Annotated in this window: 14 protein-coding genes and 1 pseudogene; 13 read left to right on the top strand and 2 right to left on the bottom strand. The window is 69.9% G+C overall.

Translation table 11 applies throughout. The features are described from left to right. Nucleotides 1-55 precede the first annotated feature (55 nt). Nucleotides 56-424 (top strand): hypothetical protein, encoded by a 369-nt coding sequence (locus tag ACZ4TV_RS14415; RefSeq protein ID WP_468134335.1) that lies wholly within the window; start codon nucleotides 56-58, stop codon nucleotides 422-424. 186 nt (nucleotides 425-610) lie between these two features. Here the strand turns inward: ACZ4TV_RS14415 and ACZ4TV_RS14410 are convergent, their stop codons facing one another. After that, nucleotides 611-1,726 (bottom strand): serine hydrolase domain-containing protein, encoded by a 1,116-nt coding sequence (locus tag ACZ4TV_RS14410; RefSeq protein WP_468134333.1) that lies wholly within the window; start codon nucleotides 1,724-1,726, stop codon nucleotides 611-613. A gap of 334 nt (nucleotides 1,727-2,060) precedes the next feature. Here ACZ4TV_RS14410 and ACZ4TV_RS14405 point away from each other — a divergent pair, with 334 nt between their 5' ends. From ACZ4TV_RS14405 to ACZ4TV_RS14370, 8 genes and pseudogenes are all read left to right on the top strand, one after another. Beyond that, entirely contained in the window at nucleotides 2,061-2,942 is an 882-nt protein-coding gene (locus ACZ4TV_RS14405; RefSeq protein ID WP_468134331.1) for an AraC family transcriptional regulator, read from the top strand. Nucleotides 2,943-3,208: 266 nt separating this feature from the next. Then, on the top strand, nucleotides 3,209-3,478 hold the full coding sequence (locus tag ACZ4TV_RS14400; RefSeq protein WP_468134329.1) for a DUF5958 family protein: 270 nt from the start codon (nucleotides 3,209-3,211) through the stop codon (nucleotides 3,476-3,478). Nucleotides 3,479-3,835: 357 nt separating this feature from the next. Continuing rightward, nucleotides 3,836-4,488, top strand: a pseudogene (locus ACZ4TV_RS14395) (transposase). Nucleotides 4,489-4,540: 52 nt separating this feature from the next. After that, the gene (locus tag ACZ4TV_RS14390; RefSeq protein ID WP_468134328.1) at nucleotides 4,541-4,888 is read left to right on the top strand and encodes a hypothetical protein; all 348 of its coding nucleotides are present in this window, start codon (nucleotides 4,541-4,543) and stop codon (nucleotides 4,886-4,888) included. Between the two features lie 84 nt (nucleotides 4,889-4,972). Further along, entirely contained in the window at nucleotides 4,973-5,404 is a 432-nt protein-coding gene (locus tag ACZ4TV_RS14385; RefSeq protein ID WP_468134326.1) for a hypothetical protein, read from the top strand. A 183-nt stretch (nucleotides 5,405-5,587) separates the two neighbouring features. After that, nucleotides 5,588-5,947 carry a type I-E CRISPR-associated endoribonuclease Cas2 gene (locus tag ACZ4TV_RS14380; protein ID WP_468134324.1) on the top strand — a complete coding sequence of 120 codons (360 nt, stop codon included), beginning with the start codon at nucleotides 5,588-5,590 and terminating at the stop codon, nucleotides 5,945-5,947. A 202-nt stretch (nucleotides 5,948-6,149) separates the two neighbouring features. After that, entirely contained in the window at nucleotides 6,150-6,356 is a 207-nt protein-coding gene (locus ACZ4TV_RS14375; RefSeq protein WP_468134322.1) for a sigma factor, read from the top strand. Between the two features lie 299 nt (nucleotides 6,357-6,655). Then, a complete protein-coding gene (locus ACZ4TV_RS14370) occupies nucleotides 6,656-7,702 on the top strand; it encodes a LacI family DNA-binding transcriptional regulator (RefSeq protein WP_468134483.1) in 1,047 nt (348 codons plus the stop codon). A gap of 20 nt (nucleotides 7,703-7,722) precedes the next feature. Here the strand turns inward: ACZ4TV_RS14370 and ACZ4TV_RS14365 are convergent, their stop codons facing one another. Continuing rightward, entirely contained in the window at nucleotides 7,723-10,584 is a 2,862-nt protein-coding gene (locus ACZ4TV_RS14365) for a glycosyl hydrolase (RefSeq protein ID WP_468134320.1), read from the bottom strand. 236 nt (nucleotides 10,585-10,820) lie between these two features. Here ACZ4TV_RS14365 and ACZ4TV_RS14360 point away from each other — a divergent pair, with 236 nt between their 5' ends. The 4 genes from ACZ4TV_RS14360 to ACZ4TV_RS14345 all read left to right on the top strand — a co-directional run bounded on the left by ACZ4TV_RS14360 (nucleotide 10,821) and on the right by ACZ4TV_RS14345 (nucleotide 15,808). After that, a complete protein-coding gene (locus ACZ4TV_RS14360) occupies nucleotides 10,821-12,137 on the top strand; it encodes an ABC transporter substrate-binding protein (RefSeq protein WP_468134318.1) in 1,317 nt (438 codons plus the stop codon). Between the two features lie 226 nt (nucleotides 12,138-12,363). Beyond that, the gene (locus ACZ4TV_RS14355) at nucleotides 12,364-13,326 is read left to right on the top strand and encodes a carbohydrate ABC transporter permease (protein WP_468134316.1); all 963 of its coding nucleotides are present in this window, start codon (nucleotides 12,364-12,366) and stop codon (nucleotides 13,324-13,326) included. Continuing rightward, the gene (locus tag ACZ4TV_RS14350; RefSeq protein ID WP_468134314.1) at nucleotides 13,323-14,228 is read left to right on the top strand and encodes a carbohydrate ABC transporter permease; all 906 of its coding nucleotides are present in this window, start codon (nucleotides 13,323-13,325) and stop codon (nucleotides 14,226-14,228) included. The genes ACZ4TV_RS14355 and ACZ4TV_RS14350 overlap by 4 nt, the downstream gene beginning before the upstream one ends. A gap of 170 nt (nucleotides 14,229-14,398) precedes the next feature. Then, nucleotides 14,399-15,808 (top strand): GH1 family beta-glucosidase, encoded by a 1,410-nt coding sequence (locus ACZ4TV_RS14345; RefSeq protein WP_468134312.1) that lies wholly within the window; start codon nucleotides 14,399-14,401, stop codon nucleotides 15,806-15,808. Nucleotides 15,809-16,517 lie beyond the last annotated feature (709 nt).

Here is a 16,517-nt window from a genome sequence, read left to right as displayed (position 1 = left end):
CCCCCCCCCCCCCCCCCCCCCCCCCCGCGCCCCACCTCACCTCACGGAGATACGCATGCCGGTGAACCAGATGCCGCGCCCGTCCCGGCGGCTGCCCGTCGGCTGGGCCATCGCCCTTTCGTTCGACTTCCTCGCCACGGTCCTGACGGCCCTCGTGCTGTGTGCCCTGGGCCTGCTGCTGCCCGGGATCACGGAGGACTACGGCCCCGCCACCGAGCCCACGTCGCCCAGGGCCCTGGCCTTCTTCCTGGCCGCGCTCGCGCTGGTCTCGTCACTTGGAGGGACGGCGGTCCTCCTCTCGCGGGCCGGGACCGGGCGCTCGCGTACCCTCGGCCTGTGGCTCTCGGCCGTTCGGCTCGGGCTGATCGTGCTCTCGGCCGCCGCCTTCGTCGCGTACGGCATCGTCACTGTCGAGCTCGCCTGACGCGAGCCCGGCCTACGCCGCCGGTGCCAGGTTGCGGGCGCGGGCCGTCTCCACACGCCGCTCGCCCGCAGGTTCGCCGCCGAGCAGCTCGCCAAGAGCCCGGGCAACGGGCTGCTACGGCAGCGGTTCATGGCGGCCCGGGCGCTCCTGGAGGCGACGGATCCGGCCGTCGAGACGATCGCGGCGTCAGTGCAGTCCGCTGTAGGCGGCCATCACCATCTCCATGCCGCGGTTGTCCTCCTGCGAGTCCCGGTCGATCATCTGGTTCATGACATAGGCCACCGTCATGCGTGAACAGGGATCGCTCACGACCAGCGAGCCGCCCCAGCCGCCCCAGCCGAAGGTGTTGCCGAACTTACCGAAACCCACCGTCCAGCACATCGGGGTGCCCAGCACGCGGTCGTCACCGCGGAACACTTCCTGCCACGCGGGCTCGCAACCCTGGGCGGACAGCAGTCGCACGCCGCCGGCCGAACCCTGGTTCGCCAATACCGACTGCACAAGGGCGACAGAGCGAGCGTTACCGAAACCGTTCACCGCAGGGATCTGCACACGACGCCAGGCCATGGAGTTGGCCTCCTTGACCCGGATCGCCGCACCGGTATTTTGCCGGTGTGTGCCATCAGGTCCGAGCGGTGCGCTGGCGGCGTACTCGTCGGTCAGTGACGGCGGCGGGATGAGCGGTGCGACGCGGTGGTCATGTTCGGTGGAGAGCCCGATGTGGAAGTCCGCGCCGAGCGGTTTGGCCACCTCTTCGGCGAAGAACTCGCCGAGACTGCGGCCGGTGATGCGGCGGACGATCTCGCCCATAAGGAAGCCGAAGGTGAGCGCGTGATAGCCGGCGGCCGTTCCCGGCTCCCATTCGGGCGCCTGCGCAGCCAGCCCTGACGTCACGCTCCCCCAGTCGTAGAGCTCCTCGACCGTCGTCGGCCCGGACAGGTCCGGCAGCCCCGCGGTGTGCGACAGCACGTGCCGCACCAACACGTTCTCCTTACCGGCCGCGGCGAACTCGGGCCAGTAGACGACGACTGGCGCAGACAGATCGAGCTCGCCCCGGTCGGCCAGAATCAGCGCGCACAGGGCGGTCATGTTCTTGGTCGTCGAGTTCACGCCGGTGAGGGTGTCGCGCTCCCAGTTGACGGAGCGGTCCGCATCGGCGTACCCGCCCCAGATGTCGACCACCGGCTCGCCCTCAACGTAGACGGCCGCCGAGGCACCCACGTCGTCCTTGCCGAGCAAAGCTGCGAGGGCCGCCCGGACTGCCACGAACCGCGGCTCGCAAAACCCCTTAACATCAGTCATGGGCGTAAGCCTCATGCAACGCCAGGCTTCCTGCCCAACCATTCCCGCACTGGTTTTGTCGGGCGGGGCGCGATCAAATCTTCTCTACTCCAGCGGGGCGGCTTGACGGCGCGCGGTAGGGCTGCCGGACCCCTCGGTCGACCGCTCCTATCTTCGCCTCGCAGTCGGCCGATGGCCCGGTCGGCGCCCCGGACCGCAGCGCCGATGACCACCGACCCGCCGCGCGCGCCGAACGGCTCCGGCCTGGACTCGGGTGCCGGCCGCTGTGGTTCCTGGGCTGTTCGGCAGGGTGGGCGTTCCTCTGTGGAGACGCAAGACGGAAGGACGGATACGCGTGCTGGAGCGGCTGAATCAGGCGCTGGACCACCTTGAGGCCTGCCTCGACCAGGAGGTCGATATGGCGGAGGTGGCCCGGATCGCCGCGGTGTCGGAGTACCACTTCCGGCGGCTGTTCTCCGCACTCGCCGGGATGCCGCTGCCGGTCTACGTGCGGCGCCGACGAATGACGCTCGCCGGGGCCGAGGTGCTGGCCGGGAAACCGACGCTGCTCGATGTCGCGGTGCGGTACGGGTACAGCTCGGGCGAGGCGTTTGCCCGGGCATTCCGATCGGTGCACGGCATCGGGCCGGGCGAGGCCCGGCGCACGGGTGCGGTGCTCACGGCACAGCCGCGCATGTCCTTCCGTGTCGTCGTCGAAGGGAGTACGACCATGCGCTACCGGATTGTGGAGAAGGAGTCGTTTCGGGTCGTCGGCAGGAAGGCCCGGCTCCCGCTCGTGCGCGAGGGGGTCAACGCGGCCGCCGCGGCGCACGTGGAAAGCCTGGAAAAGCAGGCAATCGTGCGGATGAAGGAGCTGGCCGGCCAGGAGCCGGACGGGATCCTGTCGGCGGTGGTGTACCTGACCGACAGCCGGGAAGAGGGCGCCGAGGCGGACTACTGGATTGGCGTGGTGACCGGTCCCGAGGTGGCCGCCGAGGAGCTCGACGCCCTCGACGTGCCGGCCGGGACCTGGGCAGTCTTCGACAACCACGGGCCCTATCCGAGCGCCCTCCAGGAGCTGTGGCGAGACGTGTTCACGCAGTGGTTCCCCTCCAACCCGTACACGAGCCGGACAGGTCCGGAGCTCCTGCGGACGCAGCCGGTGGAGATCGGCGCCGAGACCGACTCCCAGCTGTGGATCCCGGTCGAGCGGGCCAGCGGGAGCGCCGGGGCGTGAACACCGGTACCTGGACGTTGCCCACCGCGCGGAAGCCCACCCACGACCTGCGGACAAAGATCAGACGCAGTTCACAGCAGCTTTCACAAACGGCCCTTTGCGCGAGCAAGATCAACAACCGGCCGCCGGGACCCCCGTCGACTCTGGATTCCTTCGCAGAGCCCGTTCTCACTTCTCACTCAAGCGAGGGGGAGGACCCCTTCTGGGACTAGCAATCTGCGAAAGTCCGGTCTCATGACGGACCCTCAGCACTGCGGCATCACTGCGTGCAGGCGCGTGCCGTCACCGAAGACGGACCGGAGAGCATCCGACGTGCGGGGCTGCGCCCGACGCACACCCCTGCGGTTCTGATCAACCGCGGCACGATCGACCAGCAACTGGGGAAGATCGCTGGCCTCACCCCTGTCGACGAACGCCGCAAGGCGTTCCGGCTGCTGGTCGCGGTACTCGCGGTCGCGGACGGACGGCGCCGCGAACGCTTCTGCTCCGGCGGATGCGGTCACTGGTGGCACAACCTGCCCGGCGCCGGCAGGTGATGACGAGTCCCCCGCGCCGCTGTTTGCCGCGCCTGGTGTATGCGGCCAACTGCCCTCACGCGAACCTCGCCTTCGAGCGGGCCAGCTGAACCACCCCCGGGCGGAAACGGCAGCGGCGGTCACCAGCACGGTGATCACCGCTGCCGTGTGTCCCCGCCCCTGGGTCGTCGAACGAAAGCCGGATTCTCCGTCATGAGCGCGGCTGCTGTCGCCGTCCCGCTCTTGCTGCGAGACCAGCCTCAGAGGTCCTAACAGAAGCTGATGATCATGTGACTTTCGGTCCGGGTGGTCGTTGGCCTGGCTGTGGGGAAACGTCAGTCGTGTCCGTGGATCGTGTCGGATGAACTGTGGTCGCTGATGGAGCCGTTGTTGCCTGAGCCAGCACCGAAGCAGGCGGAGGGCCCGACCGCGGGTGCCGGACCGGCAGGCCTTGTGCGGGATCCTGTTCGTCCTGCATACCGGTATCCAGTGGGAGTATCTGCCGCAGGAGCTGGGCGTCGGTTCTGGGATGACTTGCTGGCGGCGTTTGGCGGCGTTTGGCCGCGTGGAACGAGGCTGGCGTATGGGACCAGCTGCGCCTGGTGCTGCTGAAGAGGCTGCGGGTGGCGAAGAAGTTGGACTGGTCTCGGGCGGTGTCGTTGACCGGCGGGAACCGCAACGATGTCACCCTCATGCCTCTCCTACAGAAGATCCCGCCGGTCGCCGGTCGCCGGTCTGGTCGGCCGGCCCCGCAGACGGCCGGACACACTCCTGGCCGACCGCGGCTACGACCACGACAAGTACCGCGGCTGGTCTGGGCGACCGGGGCCGAACCCGTGATCGCCCGCTGCGGCGTCCCACACGGCTCCGGCCTCGGCGTCTACCGGTGGGTCGTGGAACGGACCATCGCCTGGCTCCACGTCATCCGCCGGCTCCGCATTCGGTGGGAACGGCGCGACGACATCCACGAAGCCTTCCTCGGCCTCGCCACCTGCCTCATCACCCACCGCCACGTCCAACGCCTTTGTTAGGACCTCTAAGTACGCGATCCCCGAGGCGCCCGAAGGTAGATCCGACCTGACGATGAAGAAGGGCGCACCGAACAAGTCCGGCTCGATGGCCATCGCGGTCGACGGTGACGGCACCGCCTACACCCCGTTCGGTTCCACCCGCATCTGGGCCGACATCTGGTACTACGGCCGCCAGCTCACCTTCTACAGCGACGGTTCGAAGAACCTGGGCGACTACTCCTTCCGCGACCAGGCGTCGTCCACCTGCAACAACGACGAGACCGGCGGCATGGCACTCTACGACTGGCGCACCGGGATGCCGGCCCCGTCCATCATCACCGGACTGGGCGGATGCCTCGGAAACCTGCACAGCTACAGCTACCCGACCGGCGGGAACTGGGCGACAAGGCCGACGAACTGACCATGTAACACCCCACTGTCACCCGAGCCCTCGCACTGACTACGGTGTGGGGGCTCTCCCATTCCTGCACCCGAGGAGCCCGCCTTGATCACACGCCGTCTGCTGCTGACCGCAGCCCTCCTCGCACTGGCCGGATGCTCACTGGAGCAGCACCCGAAGGGAGACCTCGCCGTACCCGACCGTCTCACACCCCAGCCCCACGGGTTCTACCACCAGGACGAGGCCAGGGACGGAGAACTCTTCAAGACATGGACAGCCTCCGAAAACAACTCGGACTGGCCCGTCGTGAGCCACGTGGAGGCGGTGCAGCGCGTGGTGGAGGGAGACGTGGTGTACGCCTACATCCACACCGACCTGAACCCGAAGAAGGACGACCCAGACATGCAGGCCCAGGCGATCGGAGAGGCGTATGCACAGTGGCCTCAGCGTGCCACGGACGCGGTCCGGATCGGTGTCTTCGACGCACAGGGCAAGCGCATGGGAAGGGCCATGATGGTGGAGCCTCAGCGAAGCTGACGACATCACCGGTATGGCAGAGTCTGAATACGAAGACATTCGTGGGCATCTGCGATGCTATCCGCACGAAGCGACGCAGCGTACTGGTGGCCGGAGGAGCAGTACTCGCAGCAGGAGTGGGCACCATCGCCCTGCGGGGAGGCGACAACGACGCACCCTACGACGGCGTCAAGGACGTAGCCCGTGACATGGCCCGCACTGGATGGTGGAGGCCAGCGCGGCGTCGGCAACCCCAGCCGCCGGATCCGCGACCGCCTCTGGGAACTCCTGGCCATCAGAATCGGCGACGGCCAGGCCATCTTCATCGAATCCTCCGCCAAAGAACAGGGCTGGGCTGTCCGCACCGCAGGCCGCGACCGCAGGCAGCCCGTCGACTTCGACGGTCTGATCCTCTCGGCCCGCCCCCAAACGCAACTAGACGAAACAGCCACCTCGGCCGATAAAGCCCCAGCTCAGAAAGCATCGACCCTGCGCCCGTGGGGATGGTCCGGTGTCGTCGTCGCCGTACACCGTCAGGGTGCCGTCGAGCTGGAAGACACATGAGAGTTCCGGACATCACCGAGGCGATCACCGCTGCCGGCGCCAACTGACGCGCCTTCCTGTTCACGGCCGTCTCCCCCCCGCTCGCTCCGTGCATGCCCAAGGCGGCCCCGGCCCCGCTGCGCCCGGACACGGCTGGAATAAGGCGGTCTACTCCGAGCACACTACGCCGACGACTCCGGGTGCCACACGGGGAGCAACGGATGTGACGGACGCGGCGGGCTACCGGTCGCTGCTGTTCTCCATCGCCTACGGGATGACCGGGTCCGTGGGCGATGCGGAGGACATCGTGCAGGACGCGTTCCTCGGCCCGCGAGTGCGGCGGGAGACCTACGTGGGGAATGGCTGCCCGAGCCGGTCGTCGTGTCCGCAGACCGACCGGGGCTGGCCGAGTACGCCGAACTGGCCGTAAGCCGTCCTCACCCAGCCCGCTCGCCGTCGAGCCCTACGCCCTACGCCGACCTCCGTTAGGAGCTGCACGATTTCCCCGGCGTCGGGCGCCTGCGCCGTGCCGCGGTCCGGAGGCGGCGTCCTTGAACGGGCCGGACACGCGGTTGAGATGGCGAAGGTCGGGTCACCCGCGCTTTCACCCGTTCCCCGGCGATCCCGCCACGGTCAATGGGTGAGAGCGCTCTCCAGAATTCTGGGACCGGATATTCTGCTGGTGTCCGCCCCGTTGTTCCGCACGTCGTCCGCCGTTGTTCCGAGGAGATCCCTTTGCCCGATCCGAGTTCTGCCGGGCGGCCCACGCTGGAAGCAGTCGCGGCCCGTGCAGGGGTGTCCAGGGCAACGGCCTCGCGCGTCGTGAACGGCGGCGCCGGGGTGCGGGCCCTGCTGGTCGAGAAGGTGCGGGAAGCCGTCGAGGAGCTCGGCTACGTTCCGAACCACGCCGCCCGGACCCTGGTGACCCGGCGCAACGGCGCGGTAGCCGTGATCATCGCCGAGCCTGAGTTCCGGATCTTCTCCGACCCGTTCTTCGAGCAGCAAATGCGCGGGATCAGCCGTGAACTCACCGCGCACGACAGTCAATTGGTACTGCTCTGGGTGGAGGGGCCGGGGGACTACGAGCGGATCGCCCGGTACCTCGGCGGCGGCCACGTCGACGGCGCGCTCGCCTTCTCGGTGCACAACGACGACGGGCTGCCCGCCGTCATCCGGCGGGTAGGGGTCCCCACGGTCTTCGGCGGGCGTCCCGGATGGCCGGGCCGGTCCGCCGGTGCGGCCGCACGGTACGTCGACTGCGACAACCGGGGCGGGGCGCGGACCGCGGTACGCCATCTGCTCTCGCTGGGCCGCGAACGCATCGCCCACATCTCCGGTCCACGGGACCAGACCTCGTCGATGGACCGGCTCGACGGCTACCGCGACGTCCTGCTGGACATCGATCCGGGGCTGCTGGCCCAGGGCGACTTCACCGAGCAGAGCGGCGCACGGGCGATGGAGCTGCTCCTCGACCAGCGCCCGGACCTGGACGCCGTGTTCGCCGCCAATGACCTGATGGCCTCCGGTGCGCTGCGCGTGCTGAAGGCCCGGGGTCTGCGGGTGCCGCAGGACGTGGCGCTGGTCGGATTCGACGACATGGTCTCGGTCGCCGAGGCCACCGATCCGCCGCTGACGACCGTTCGCCAGGACATCGAGGGCATGGGCCGGCTGATGGTCCGGTTGCTGATGCGCGGCCTGAACCAGGACGAGCCCGGGGCGGATGCCCCGGACTCGGTGATCACGCCGACGGAACTGGTCCGACGTGCTTCTGCCTGACGTACGAGCCCGCGGTGCGATTACTGGTACGGGATGACGAGGACGGACCGGTCCGTGCCGGTCTGTAGCCGCGACGGGCCGTTGCCGATCGCGGGCCACACCTCCAGTCGCACCGTGCCGCCGCGCAGGTCGCCGAGCGTGCCGGTAGCCGCCTTCAGTCCGCGTGCCTGACTGTATTCCTCCCAGCCGGCCACCGGGTCGGTGGCGAAATAGTGGTAGGTCTCGGTCCGCTCGAACGTGCCGTCACCGGTGAGGTCGTAACTGATCCGGGCCTGCTGCCCGAGCCCCACCGCCGTGTCCGCGTCGACCTGGAGCCGGAACGCAGTCGCGGCGCCCGGCTTCAGCGTTCCGTTGACGGCTCTCACCTCGTACACCAACGGCTGGTACGGCGTGCCGTCGTGGTTGGCGCCGGCCGCGGAGGCGATGGTGTCGCTGCCCGGCGTGCTTCCGGTCGCCGTGGTGAGGACGCCGCCGGTGCGCAGCTGGAAGGTGTTGCCGGTGGTGGGGCCGGGGTCGGTCGGGTCGGTGGTTCCGCTGCCCGTGCCGGTGGCGGTGGAGCGGGCCGGGACCGTGAGCTTGGCCCCGTCGGAGAAGGTGACGGTGCGGGCGGTGGCGCCGTGGTTGTGGGCGACGTACGTTCGTACCGCGCCCTTGGTGAAGGCGGCCGATGTGGGCAGATCGCCGGTCACGGACGCATCGGGTGCCCCGAGCGTGTCCAGGGTGGTGATCCAGTGGTAGGTGTGCGCCTTGGATTCGCCCTGCTCGGGGGTGTAGCCGCTGTGGCCGGAGTCCCACTTGGCCTTGGCCACGGCCGGGTCGGCCAGTGACTGGAACTCCCAGAGGATGTCCCGCCATTCGACGGCGGGGCCGCCGTTCTCGCGCTCCAGCTCGGCCATGTTGCGCCGGATGGCCGCCTTGTGGGCGCCGAGGTGCAGTGAACCACCGGTCACGGGCAGGACGTTGATGCCGTGGATCTCTTCGGGGTTGGCCGTCCACCAGGTGGCGTACGCGACGCCGCTGCCCCACACCATGCCCGCCGTGTCGTGGCCGAAGGAGGAGGGGAAGACCTGCTGGTCGGCGTCGAACCAGTACTGCGCGATCGCGTCGGACTCGGTCGTCAGCAGGTAGGTGCCGAGGTCGCGCAATGCGGTGTCGCCGGTGGCCGAGCCCCAAAGGATCAGGCCGGCGCTGAGGTTCGCGGACTCGGAGGAGGACTCCTGATTGTTTCCGGCGGCGAAGCCCTGGTGGCCGGAGGCCCAGCTGTGGCCCGCGTACACGTCGAAGCCGCGCAGGAAGGGGAAGGCGGAGTCGGTGCGGCTCGGGTTGGCGGCGTCCCGTACGAGCGTCTTCACCATGCCGCCCCACGCGGAGTCCGCGGCCCAGGCCGGGTCGTACTGGGCGACGACGGCCGCCGCGAACACGTAGTACGAGTAGTGGAAGTGGTGGTCGTTGAGCTCGGTGTCGCTGCCGTAGGAGGCGGGGTACCCGGTCAGCGTGCGCCAGTTGGGGTCGTAGGAGAACTCGCTCGGCCCGCCGGCCGTGAACCACTCCTGGAGACGGCCCTTGATCAGGCCGAGCAGTTTGTCGCGGGTGGCGCTCTCGCCCGCCTGCTCGGCGAGGGGCACGAGTTGGGCGAGGCGGCCGAGGGCCTTGCCGGTCCAGTAGGTGTCGGTGGCGCCGGAGAACGGATCGGCGGCGTTCGCGGCCTCGCTGAGATAGCCCCGCAGCCGGGTCGCGTCGGTGCCCGACGCCTTCGGCAGGGCGGGCAACACGGCCGCGGCCTTCTGGCTGGTCGTGAAGGCGGTGGACTCGCGGACCTTCATGGTGCCGCGCGGTGAAACGTAGGTGTGGGCGGTGAGCGGGTCGGTCGTGCGCATCCACTGGTGCCGGTAGAGGGCCTGGAGGGTGCCCGTCTCGGTGCCCTCCTGCGGTTGGGTGGTGAGCCTGTACGTGGCGCGGGAGGTGCCGGACGCGGAGCTCCAGGAGACGCGGGAGCCGGTGACGAAGCTGTAGGCGTACTTCTGGTAGGCGGCGAGCGCGCTGGTGGCGGGCAGCACGGCCAGGGAGAAGTAGTCCTTGGCGCCGAGGGCGGCGGTCAGGGTGGAGCCGGAGATCACCCAGTCGCTGCCCGTGGGGGCGAACAGCGCGTAGTGGTGCCCCGCGATGGTGATGCCGACGACGTTGCCCTGGTCGGCGAAGACCGTCGGGGCGGTGGCCGTCGTGATGCGTGCGCTGCCGCCGGTGCCCTTGGCGTACACGAAGGGCAGGCCGTGGCCGATGGTGGTCCGCAAGGTGCGCGTTCCGTCGGACCAGTAGGGCGTGACGGTCCAGTCCGACCAGGCGTCGGCCTTGGTGTCCGGTGAGTTGAGACCGGTGAGGCCGAGGGTGAGGTCGCGTTTGTGGGCGAACTCGTACTGGCGGCCGTCGCCGACGATCGCGGGGGAGGTCGGGTAGCCGATGTCCAGGCCGGCGGCGGTGGCCTGGTAGGTGAGCGGATGTCCGTACATGGGGGTGGAGTAGGGGTTGTCGCCGTAGCGCTGGAAGGCCAGGGAGGACCACCAGTCGTTGGTGGGCACCGGCTTGCCCTGGGCGGCCGGGGTGACCTTGGGGGTGACCGGTGCGCCGGTGTTGGTGGTCGGGCCCGAGGTGCCGGCGGGGCGGGTGTCGGAGTAGCTTCCCGCACCGACGGGGACGGTGGCCGCGGCAGCGCTGGAGGCGCCGGGTCCGGTCAGGCCGACGGCGGCAAGGGCGGTGGCCAGGCCGGCGGTTCCGAGGAATCGGGGGAGGGAGCGGAGCGCGGGGAAGGAGCGGAGCGCGGGGAAGGAGCGGAGCCGGGGGAGGGGACGCGAGCGGGAGGGCGGGCCTGTGCGGGGGGCTGACATGGCGGCACCTCGGGGGAGGACGGCGGTGGAGAGAGTCGGAGAGAGCGCTCTCACGTGCCCTGGAACGTAAAACTCTTGAAACATGTCTGTCAATAGAGCTGCATCGCGGGGGAGTTGATCGAAGAGTCACGTCGATGTGTGTTCGGGTCTTGACGGGAGAGGCGCGGTGGGGGCACGCTCCAGGCACACTGCTGAGAGCGCTCTCAAGCGCTTCTCGAAGCCAAGGAGACTTCCCCATGTCCCTCCCCCGTGCCGCCACGAGCGCCGCCGTCCGACTCGGTGCCGTCACGCTCACCGGCGCCCTGCTCGTCGCCTGCGGATCCGGTACATCGGACGGTACATCGGACGGTGCGTCGGACGGCGCGGGCGGCAAGCTCACCCTCACCGTCGACCTCTTCGGCTCGTTCGGCTACGAAGAGGCCGGACTCTACGCCGAGTACGAGAAGCTCCACCCCGGGATCACCATCAAGCAGTCGGACACCGAGGACGAGCAGGACTACTGGAAGTCGCTGCAGACCCGGCTCGCGGGCGGCGGCGGGCTCGCCGACATCCAGGCCATAGAGGTCGGCCGGATCGCCTCGGTCACCCAGCAGCAGGCGGACAAGTTCGAGGACTTGAAGAAGTACGGCGCCGACGGCCTCAAGGACCAGTTCGCCGAGGCGAAGTGGTCAGCGGCGATCACCCAGGACGGCCAGGTGCTCGGCCTCGGCACCGACGTCGGACCCGAGGCCATGTGCTACCGCACCGATCTCCTCGAACAGGCCGGGCTGCCCACCGACCGCGAGACACTGGCCGCGAAGTGGTCCACGTGGGAGGGCTATCTGGCGCTCGGCAAGGAGTACAAGGCCAAGGCCCCGGCCGGCGGCGCCTGGCTGGACAGCGTCGGCAGTCTCTACGCGGTCATGACCGGGCAGGAGAAGGAGCGCTACTACGACGCCTCCGGCAAGCTGGTCTACGAGACCAACCCTGCCGTCAAGACCGCCTGGAACACCTCCACCGAGGCCGCCGCGGCCGGATTGAGCGCCAAGCTGGACCAGTGGTCCCCGCAGTGGAACCAGGCCTTCGCCGCCGGCTCCTTCGCCACCCTCCCGTGCCCCGCCTGGATGCTCGGCTACATCAAGGGCCAGGCCGGTGAGTCGGGCAACGGCAAGTGGGACATCGCCAAGCTGCCCGGTGGCGCGGGCAACTGGGGCGGGTCGTACCTGAGCGTCCCGCGCGCGGCCAAGCACAAGAAGGAGGCGTACGAGCTCATCCAGTGGCTCACCGCCCCCGAGCAGCAGGCCAAGCTCTTCCGCAAGCAGGGCAACTTCCCCTCCTCGACGGGCGCGATCGCCGCCGTCGCCGATGCCACGGACCCCTACTTCTCCAACGCCCCGATCGGACGGATCTTCGGTGAGGCCGCGAAAGCCGCCCCCGTGCAGATCCTCGGAGTCCACGACAAGAACGTCGCAGACCAGATCACCAACGCGCTGAGCGAGGTCGAACGCAAGGGCGTCGACGCGGACAAGGCGTGGGCGAACGCGAAGAAGGGCGTCGAGAACGTCATCGGCTGACGCCGCCCCCTCCCGCGCCGCCTAGTGCTGTGACCGGAAAGGTTCACCGGGTCACGGCCCCCGGCACGGCACCTCGCGGCGTTGTCGGACCGCGCAAGTACGTCCAGTACGAGCCGCGGTCCTCCGCCTTGCGACGCACCGCACCGGACGCCGCGACCCGGCAAACCTTTCCGGCCACAGCACTAGGCCCCCACCGCATCCGTACCGATTCCCGAAGGGCCGCACCGTGACCCTCACCGCTCCGGCCGAAGCCCCCGCGCCCCGGCCGCCCGCTCCGGCCCGGCCCTCCGCGGCACGTCGCACGTGGCGCATCGTCTCGCCGTACGCGTACATCGCCCCCTTCTTCACCCTCTTCGCCGCCTTCGGCCTCTTCCCGCTGATCTACACGGCTTTCGTCTCGCTCTACCGGGTGGAGCTCCAGACCCCCGGCGACATGCAGTGGCGGGGGCTCGCCAACTACACCGCCCTCTTCACCGACCAGTTCTTCTGGATCTCACTGCGCAACACCTTCACCATCGGGGTGCTCTCCACCGTCCCGCAGCTGGCGATGGCTCTCGGCCTGGCCCACCTGCTCAACTACCGGCTGCGCGGGCGGACCTTCTTCCGCACGGCGATGCTGCTGCCGTACGCGACGTCCGTCGCCGCCGCGACCTTGGTGTTCGCGCAGCTCTTCGGCCGTGACTTCGGCCTCGTCAACTACGTACTGGGACTGGTCGGGTTCGGGCCGGTGGACTGGCAGACCGGCACGGTCGCCTCGCAGATCGCCGTCTCCACCATCGTGATATGGCGCTGGACCGGCTACAACGCGCTGATCTACCTCGCCGGCATGCAGTCCATCCCGAGCGAGCTGTACGAGGCGGCGGAGATGGACGGAGCCTCGCGGTGGCGGCAGTTCCTCCACGTCACCCTGCCGGGCCTGCGCCCCACGATCGTCTTCACCGTCGTCGTCTCGACGATCGGCGCCACCCAGCTCTTCGGTGAGCCGCTGCTCTTCGAAGGCTCGGCTTCCGGCGGCATTTCGCACCAGTACCAGACCCTCGGCCTCTACCTGTACGAGCAGGGCTGGGGCTTCTTCCACCTGGGCCGGGCCGCCGCCATCGCCTGGGTGATGTTCCTGCTCATTGTGGTGACGGTCGGGGTCAACGCCCTCGTCGCGCGCCGCCGTTCCCGCAAGGAGGCCGGCCGATGACCGCGCTCGCCGCCCCACCGTCCGAGCCCTCCACCACCACACCCGCCCCCGCGCCCGTACGTCGCAAGAGGTCGCGCGCCGGGCGCACCACGCACGGCGGCCCACTCGCGTACGCGGTCCTGACGATCGCCGTGCTCATCTCGGCGTTCCCCTTCTACTGGACGATCGTCGCCGCCAGCCGCTCCAACGCCGATCTGGCCAAGGTGCCGCCGTCGCTGCTGCCCGGGCCGCACCTGATGCGCAACTTCGAGGCGGTACTGGAGGAGGCCGACATCGGCACAGCCCTCCTCAACTCGCTGATCGTGTCGGGCTCCATCACGGTCGGCACGGTTCTGTGCTCCACCCTCGCCGGCTTCGCGTTCGCCAAGCTGCGCTTCCGGGGCCGGGGAGCGCTGCTGACCGTCACGGTCGCCACCATGATGATTCCGCCGCAGCTCGGCGTGATCCCGCTCTTCATGCTGATCGCGAAGCTGGAGTGGGTCAATCAGCTCCAGTCCGTCATCCTGCCCGGGCTGGTGTCCGCGTTCGGGGTGTTCTTCATGCGGCAGTTCCTGGTGCAGGCCCTGCCGGACGAACTGATCGAAGCGGCCCGCGTGGACGGGGCGTCCACCGCGCGGATCTTCTGGTCGATCGTCATCCCTGTCGCCCGCCCCGGGATGGCCGTCCTGGGCCTGCTGACGTTCATGGCCGCCTGGAACGACTTCTTCTGGCCGATCGTCGCGCTGTCCTCGCAGAACCCGACCGTGCAGGTCGCACTGCGCCAGCTCGGCGGCGGCTATGTCCACGACCAGTCGGTGATCATGGCGGGCACCCTGCTGGGCACGCTGCCCGTGCTGCTGGTCTTCGGCCTGCTCGGCCGCCAGATCGTCGGCGGCATCATGCAGGGCGCGGTCAAGGGCTGACCTCGGGCCGCCCGCCCGCGAGCCGTCCGATCTGCGAGCCGCCCCTCCGGGCGGTCCGCCCCTCCAAGCGGTCCGCCCCTCCAAGCGGTCCGCCCCCCGAGCCGCCCGTTGCCCGCCGCGCCAGGTTCCCTCCATCCTTTCACCCTTCGCCTGTTGGGAGTCCCCTTCTCATGACCGCTGTTGACGCACGCCGTCACCCGACGGCGGATCTCGCCTTCCCGGCCGGATTCCGCTGGGGCACGGCGACCGCCGCATACCAGATCGAGGGTGCGGCGGCCCAAGACGGCCGCACGCCGTCCGTATGGGACACCTTCAGCCGCACGCCCGGCAAGGTACGCAACGGCGACACCGGTGATATCGCCGTCGACCACTACCACCGGATGCCCGAGGACGTCGCCCTGATGAAGGACCTCGGCGTCACCGACTACCGGTTTTCGGTCGCCTGGCCGCGCGTACGGCCGACGGGAAGCGGCCCGGCCAACGAACGGGGCCTGGACTTCTACCGGCGGCTCGTCGACGAGCTGCTGAACGCCGGCATCCGCCCGGTCGCCACGCTCTACCACTGGGACCTCCCGCAGGAGCTGGAGGACGCCGGCGGCTGGGCGAACAGGGACACGGCCGAGCGGTTCGCCGAGTACGCCGGCATCGTGGCCCGGGCCCTGGGTGAGCGGATCGCCACCTGGAGCACGCTGAACGAGCCGTGGTGCGCCGCGTTCCTCGGCTACGCCTCCGGCGTGCACGCTCCGGGGCGCACGGACCCCGTCGCGTCCCTGCGGGCCGCCCACCACCTGAACGTCGGGCACGGGTGCGCCGCCCAAGTGCTGCGGGCGGCCCTCCCCGCCGCTGAGATCTCACTGACGCTGAACCTCCACGCGGTGCGCGCGCTGACGGACGCGGAGGCGGACCAGGACGCGGCGCGGCGGATCGACGCCCTGGGCAACAGGATCTTCCTGGACCCGGTCTTCCACGGCCGGCTGCCCGACGACCTCGTGGCGGACACGGCGGCGCTGACGGACTGGTCCTTCGTCCGGGACGGCGACCTCGGCGTGACGGCCACGCCGATCGACTCGCTGGGCATCAACTACTACGCGCCCATGGTGGTCGCGGCCGGTACGCACGAGGGCCCGTCGCCCTGGCCGGGCGCCGAGCGCCATGTGCGCTTTCCGCCCGCGCCCGGTCCGCGTACCGCCATGGACTGGCCGGTGGACGCCGACGGCCTGTACGAGCTGCTGACCCGGCTGCGCGACGAGCTCCCGAACGTACCGCTGGCGATCACGGAGAACGGCGCGGCGTATGACGATTACGCCGATCCGTCCGGCGATGTCCACGACCCCGAGCGGGTCGCCTACCTGCACGCGCACCTGACCGCTGTGCACCGGGCGCTCGCGGCCGGAGCGGACGTCCGCGGCTACTTCCTCTGGTCGCTGCTGGACAACTTCGAGTGGGCGTACGGCTACGGCAAGCGCTTCGGGATCGTCCACGTGGACTTCGCCTCCCAGCGCCGTACGCCCAAGGACAGCGCCCGCTGGTACGCCGACGTCATCGCGCGGGGTGGCCTGCGGGGCGCCCCGGCCCACTGATCCGCTGCCGCGCGACCGTGCCGGCCCCGGACCCCTGCCCGCGACCAGCTCAGGAACCCGCGGCGCGCGGGTTGACGGCGGAGGCGACGGGAAGTGGCCCAGCGGGTGGCCGGCGGCCCCAGCGCCGCCCTCGGCGGGACGTGCCTGAGCCGCGGCCGCGCTGGAGGGGCGAGCTCGGGGACTTGGCGGGGCCGACTGCCATGCCGTCGCGGTGAAAACGGGGCCGCCACGCGCCGGGAGCGCGCCTCGCCGACGTTGTTCCGGGCGCCGGCGGCGCCCCAGACCTCTTCGAGCTCCTTGAGCTGGTGCCGACCTGGTCCATTCGCCGTAACCCGGGCTGCCCCGGGACCGGCTCGGTGTCCCGGTCGAAGGCCTGGCCCGGCTCGGTGGCCGGGCTCTGCGGGCCCAGCGACACCATGATCGGCAGATTCCACAGCAGGCGGTGCGGGCTGGTCTTCGGCTTGGCGTCGATGACCGCACTGGCCACCTCCGGACGGGCCAGCCGCCACCAGAGCGCCCAAAAGGCGCGGACCGCCCTGCGCAGCGCCGGGGGGCGACCTCCAGGCGGATCAGGGTGCCCATGCACAACCTCCCGGAACCTGCGCCCGGCGGGGAGGAATAGACGCCGCCGGGCCGTACAGGGCCGCCTAGTGCTGTGACCCGGTGAACCTTTCCGGTCACAGCACTAGGCAGGACCTGGCCCCGCGCC

It is taken from the genome of Streptomyces sp. NPDC028910 (assembly GCF_055564955.1).
The sequence above is the reverse complement of the archived record's forward strand: the minus strand, read 5'-3'. Positions and strand labels throughout refer to the sequence as shown.

Excerpts from the sequence above, each read along its gene's own strand:
- ACZ4TV_RS14350 (WP_468134314.1), top strand. The coding sequence starts at position 13,323 with ATGACCGCGCTCGCCGCCCCACCGTCCGAGCCCTCCACCACCACACCC.
- ACZ4TV_RS14345 (WP_468134312.1), top strand. The coding sequence starts at position 14,399 with ATGACCGCTGTTGACGCACGCCGTCACCCGACGGCGGATCTCGCCTTC.
- ACZ4TV_RS14365 (WP_468134320.1), bottom strand. The coding sequence starts at position 10,584 with ATGTCAGCCCCCCGCACAGGCCCGCCCTCCCGCTCGCGTCCCCTCCCC.
- ACZ4TV_RS14360 (WP_468134318.1), top strand. The coding sequence starts at position 10,821 with ATGTCCCTCCCCCGTGCCGCCACGAGCGCCGCCGTCCGACTCGGTGCC.
- ACZ4TV_RS14415 (WP_468134335.1), top strand. The coding sequence starts at position 56 with ATGCCGGTGAACCAGATGCCGCGCCCGTCCCGGCGGCTGCCCGTCGGC.
- ACZ4TV_RS14390 (WP_468134328.1), top strand. The coding sequence starts at position 4,541 with ATGAAGAAGGGCGCACCGAACAAGTCCGGCTCGATGGCCATCGCGGTC.
- ACZ4TV_RS14410 (WP_468134333.1), bottom strand. The coding sequence starts at position 1,726 with ATGACTGATGTTAAGGGGTTTTGCGAGCCGCGGTTCGTGGCAGTCCGG.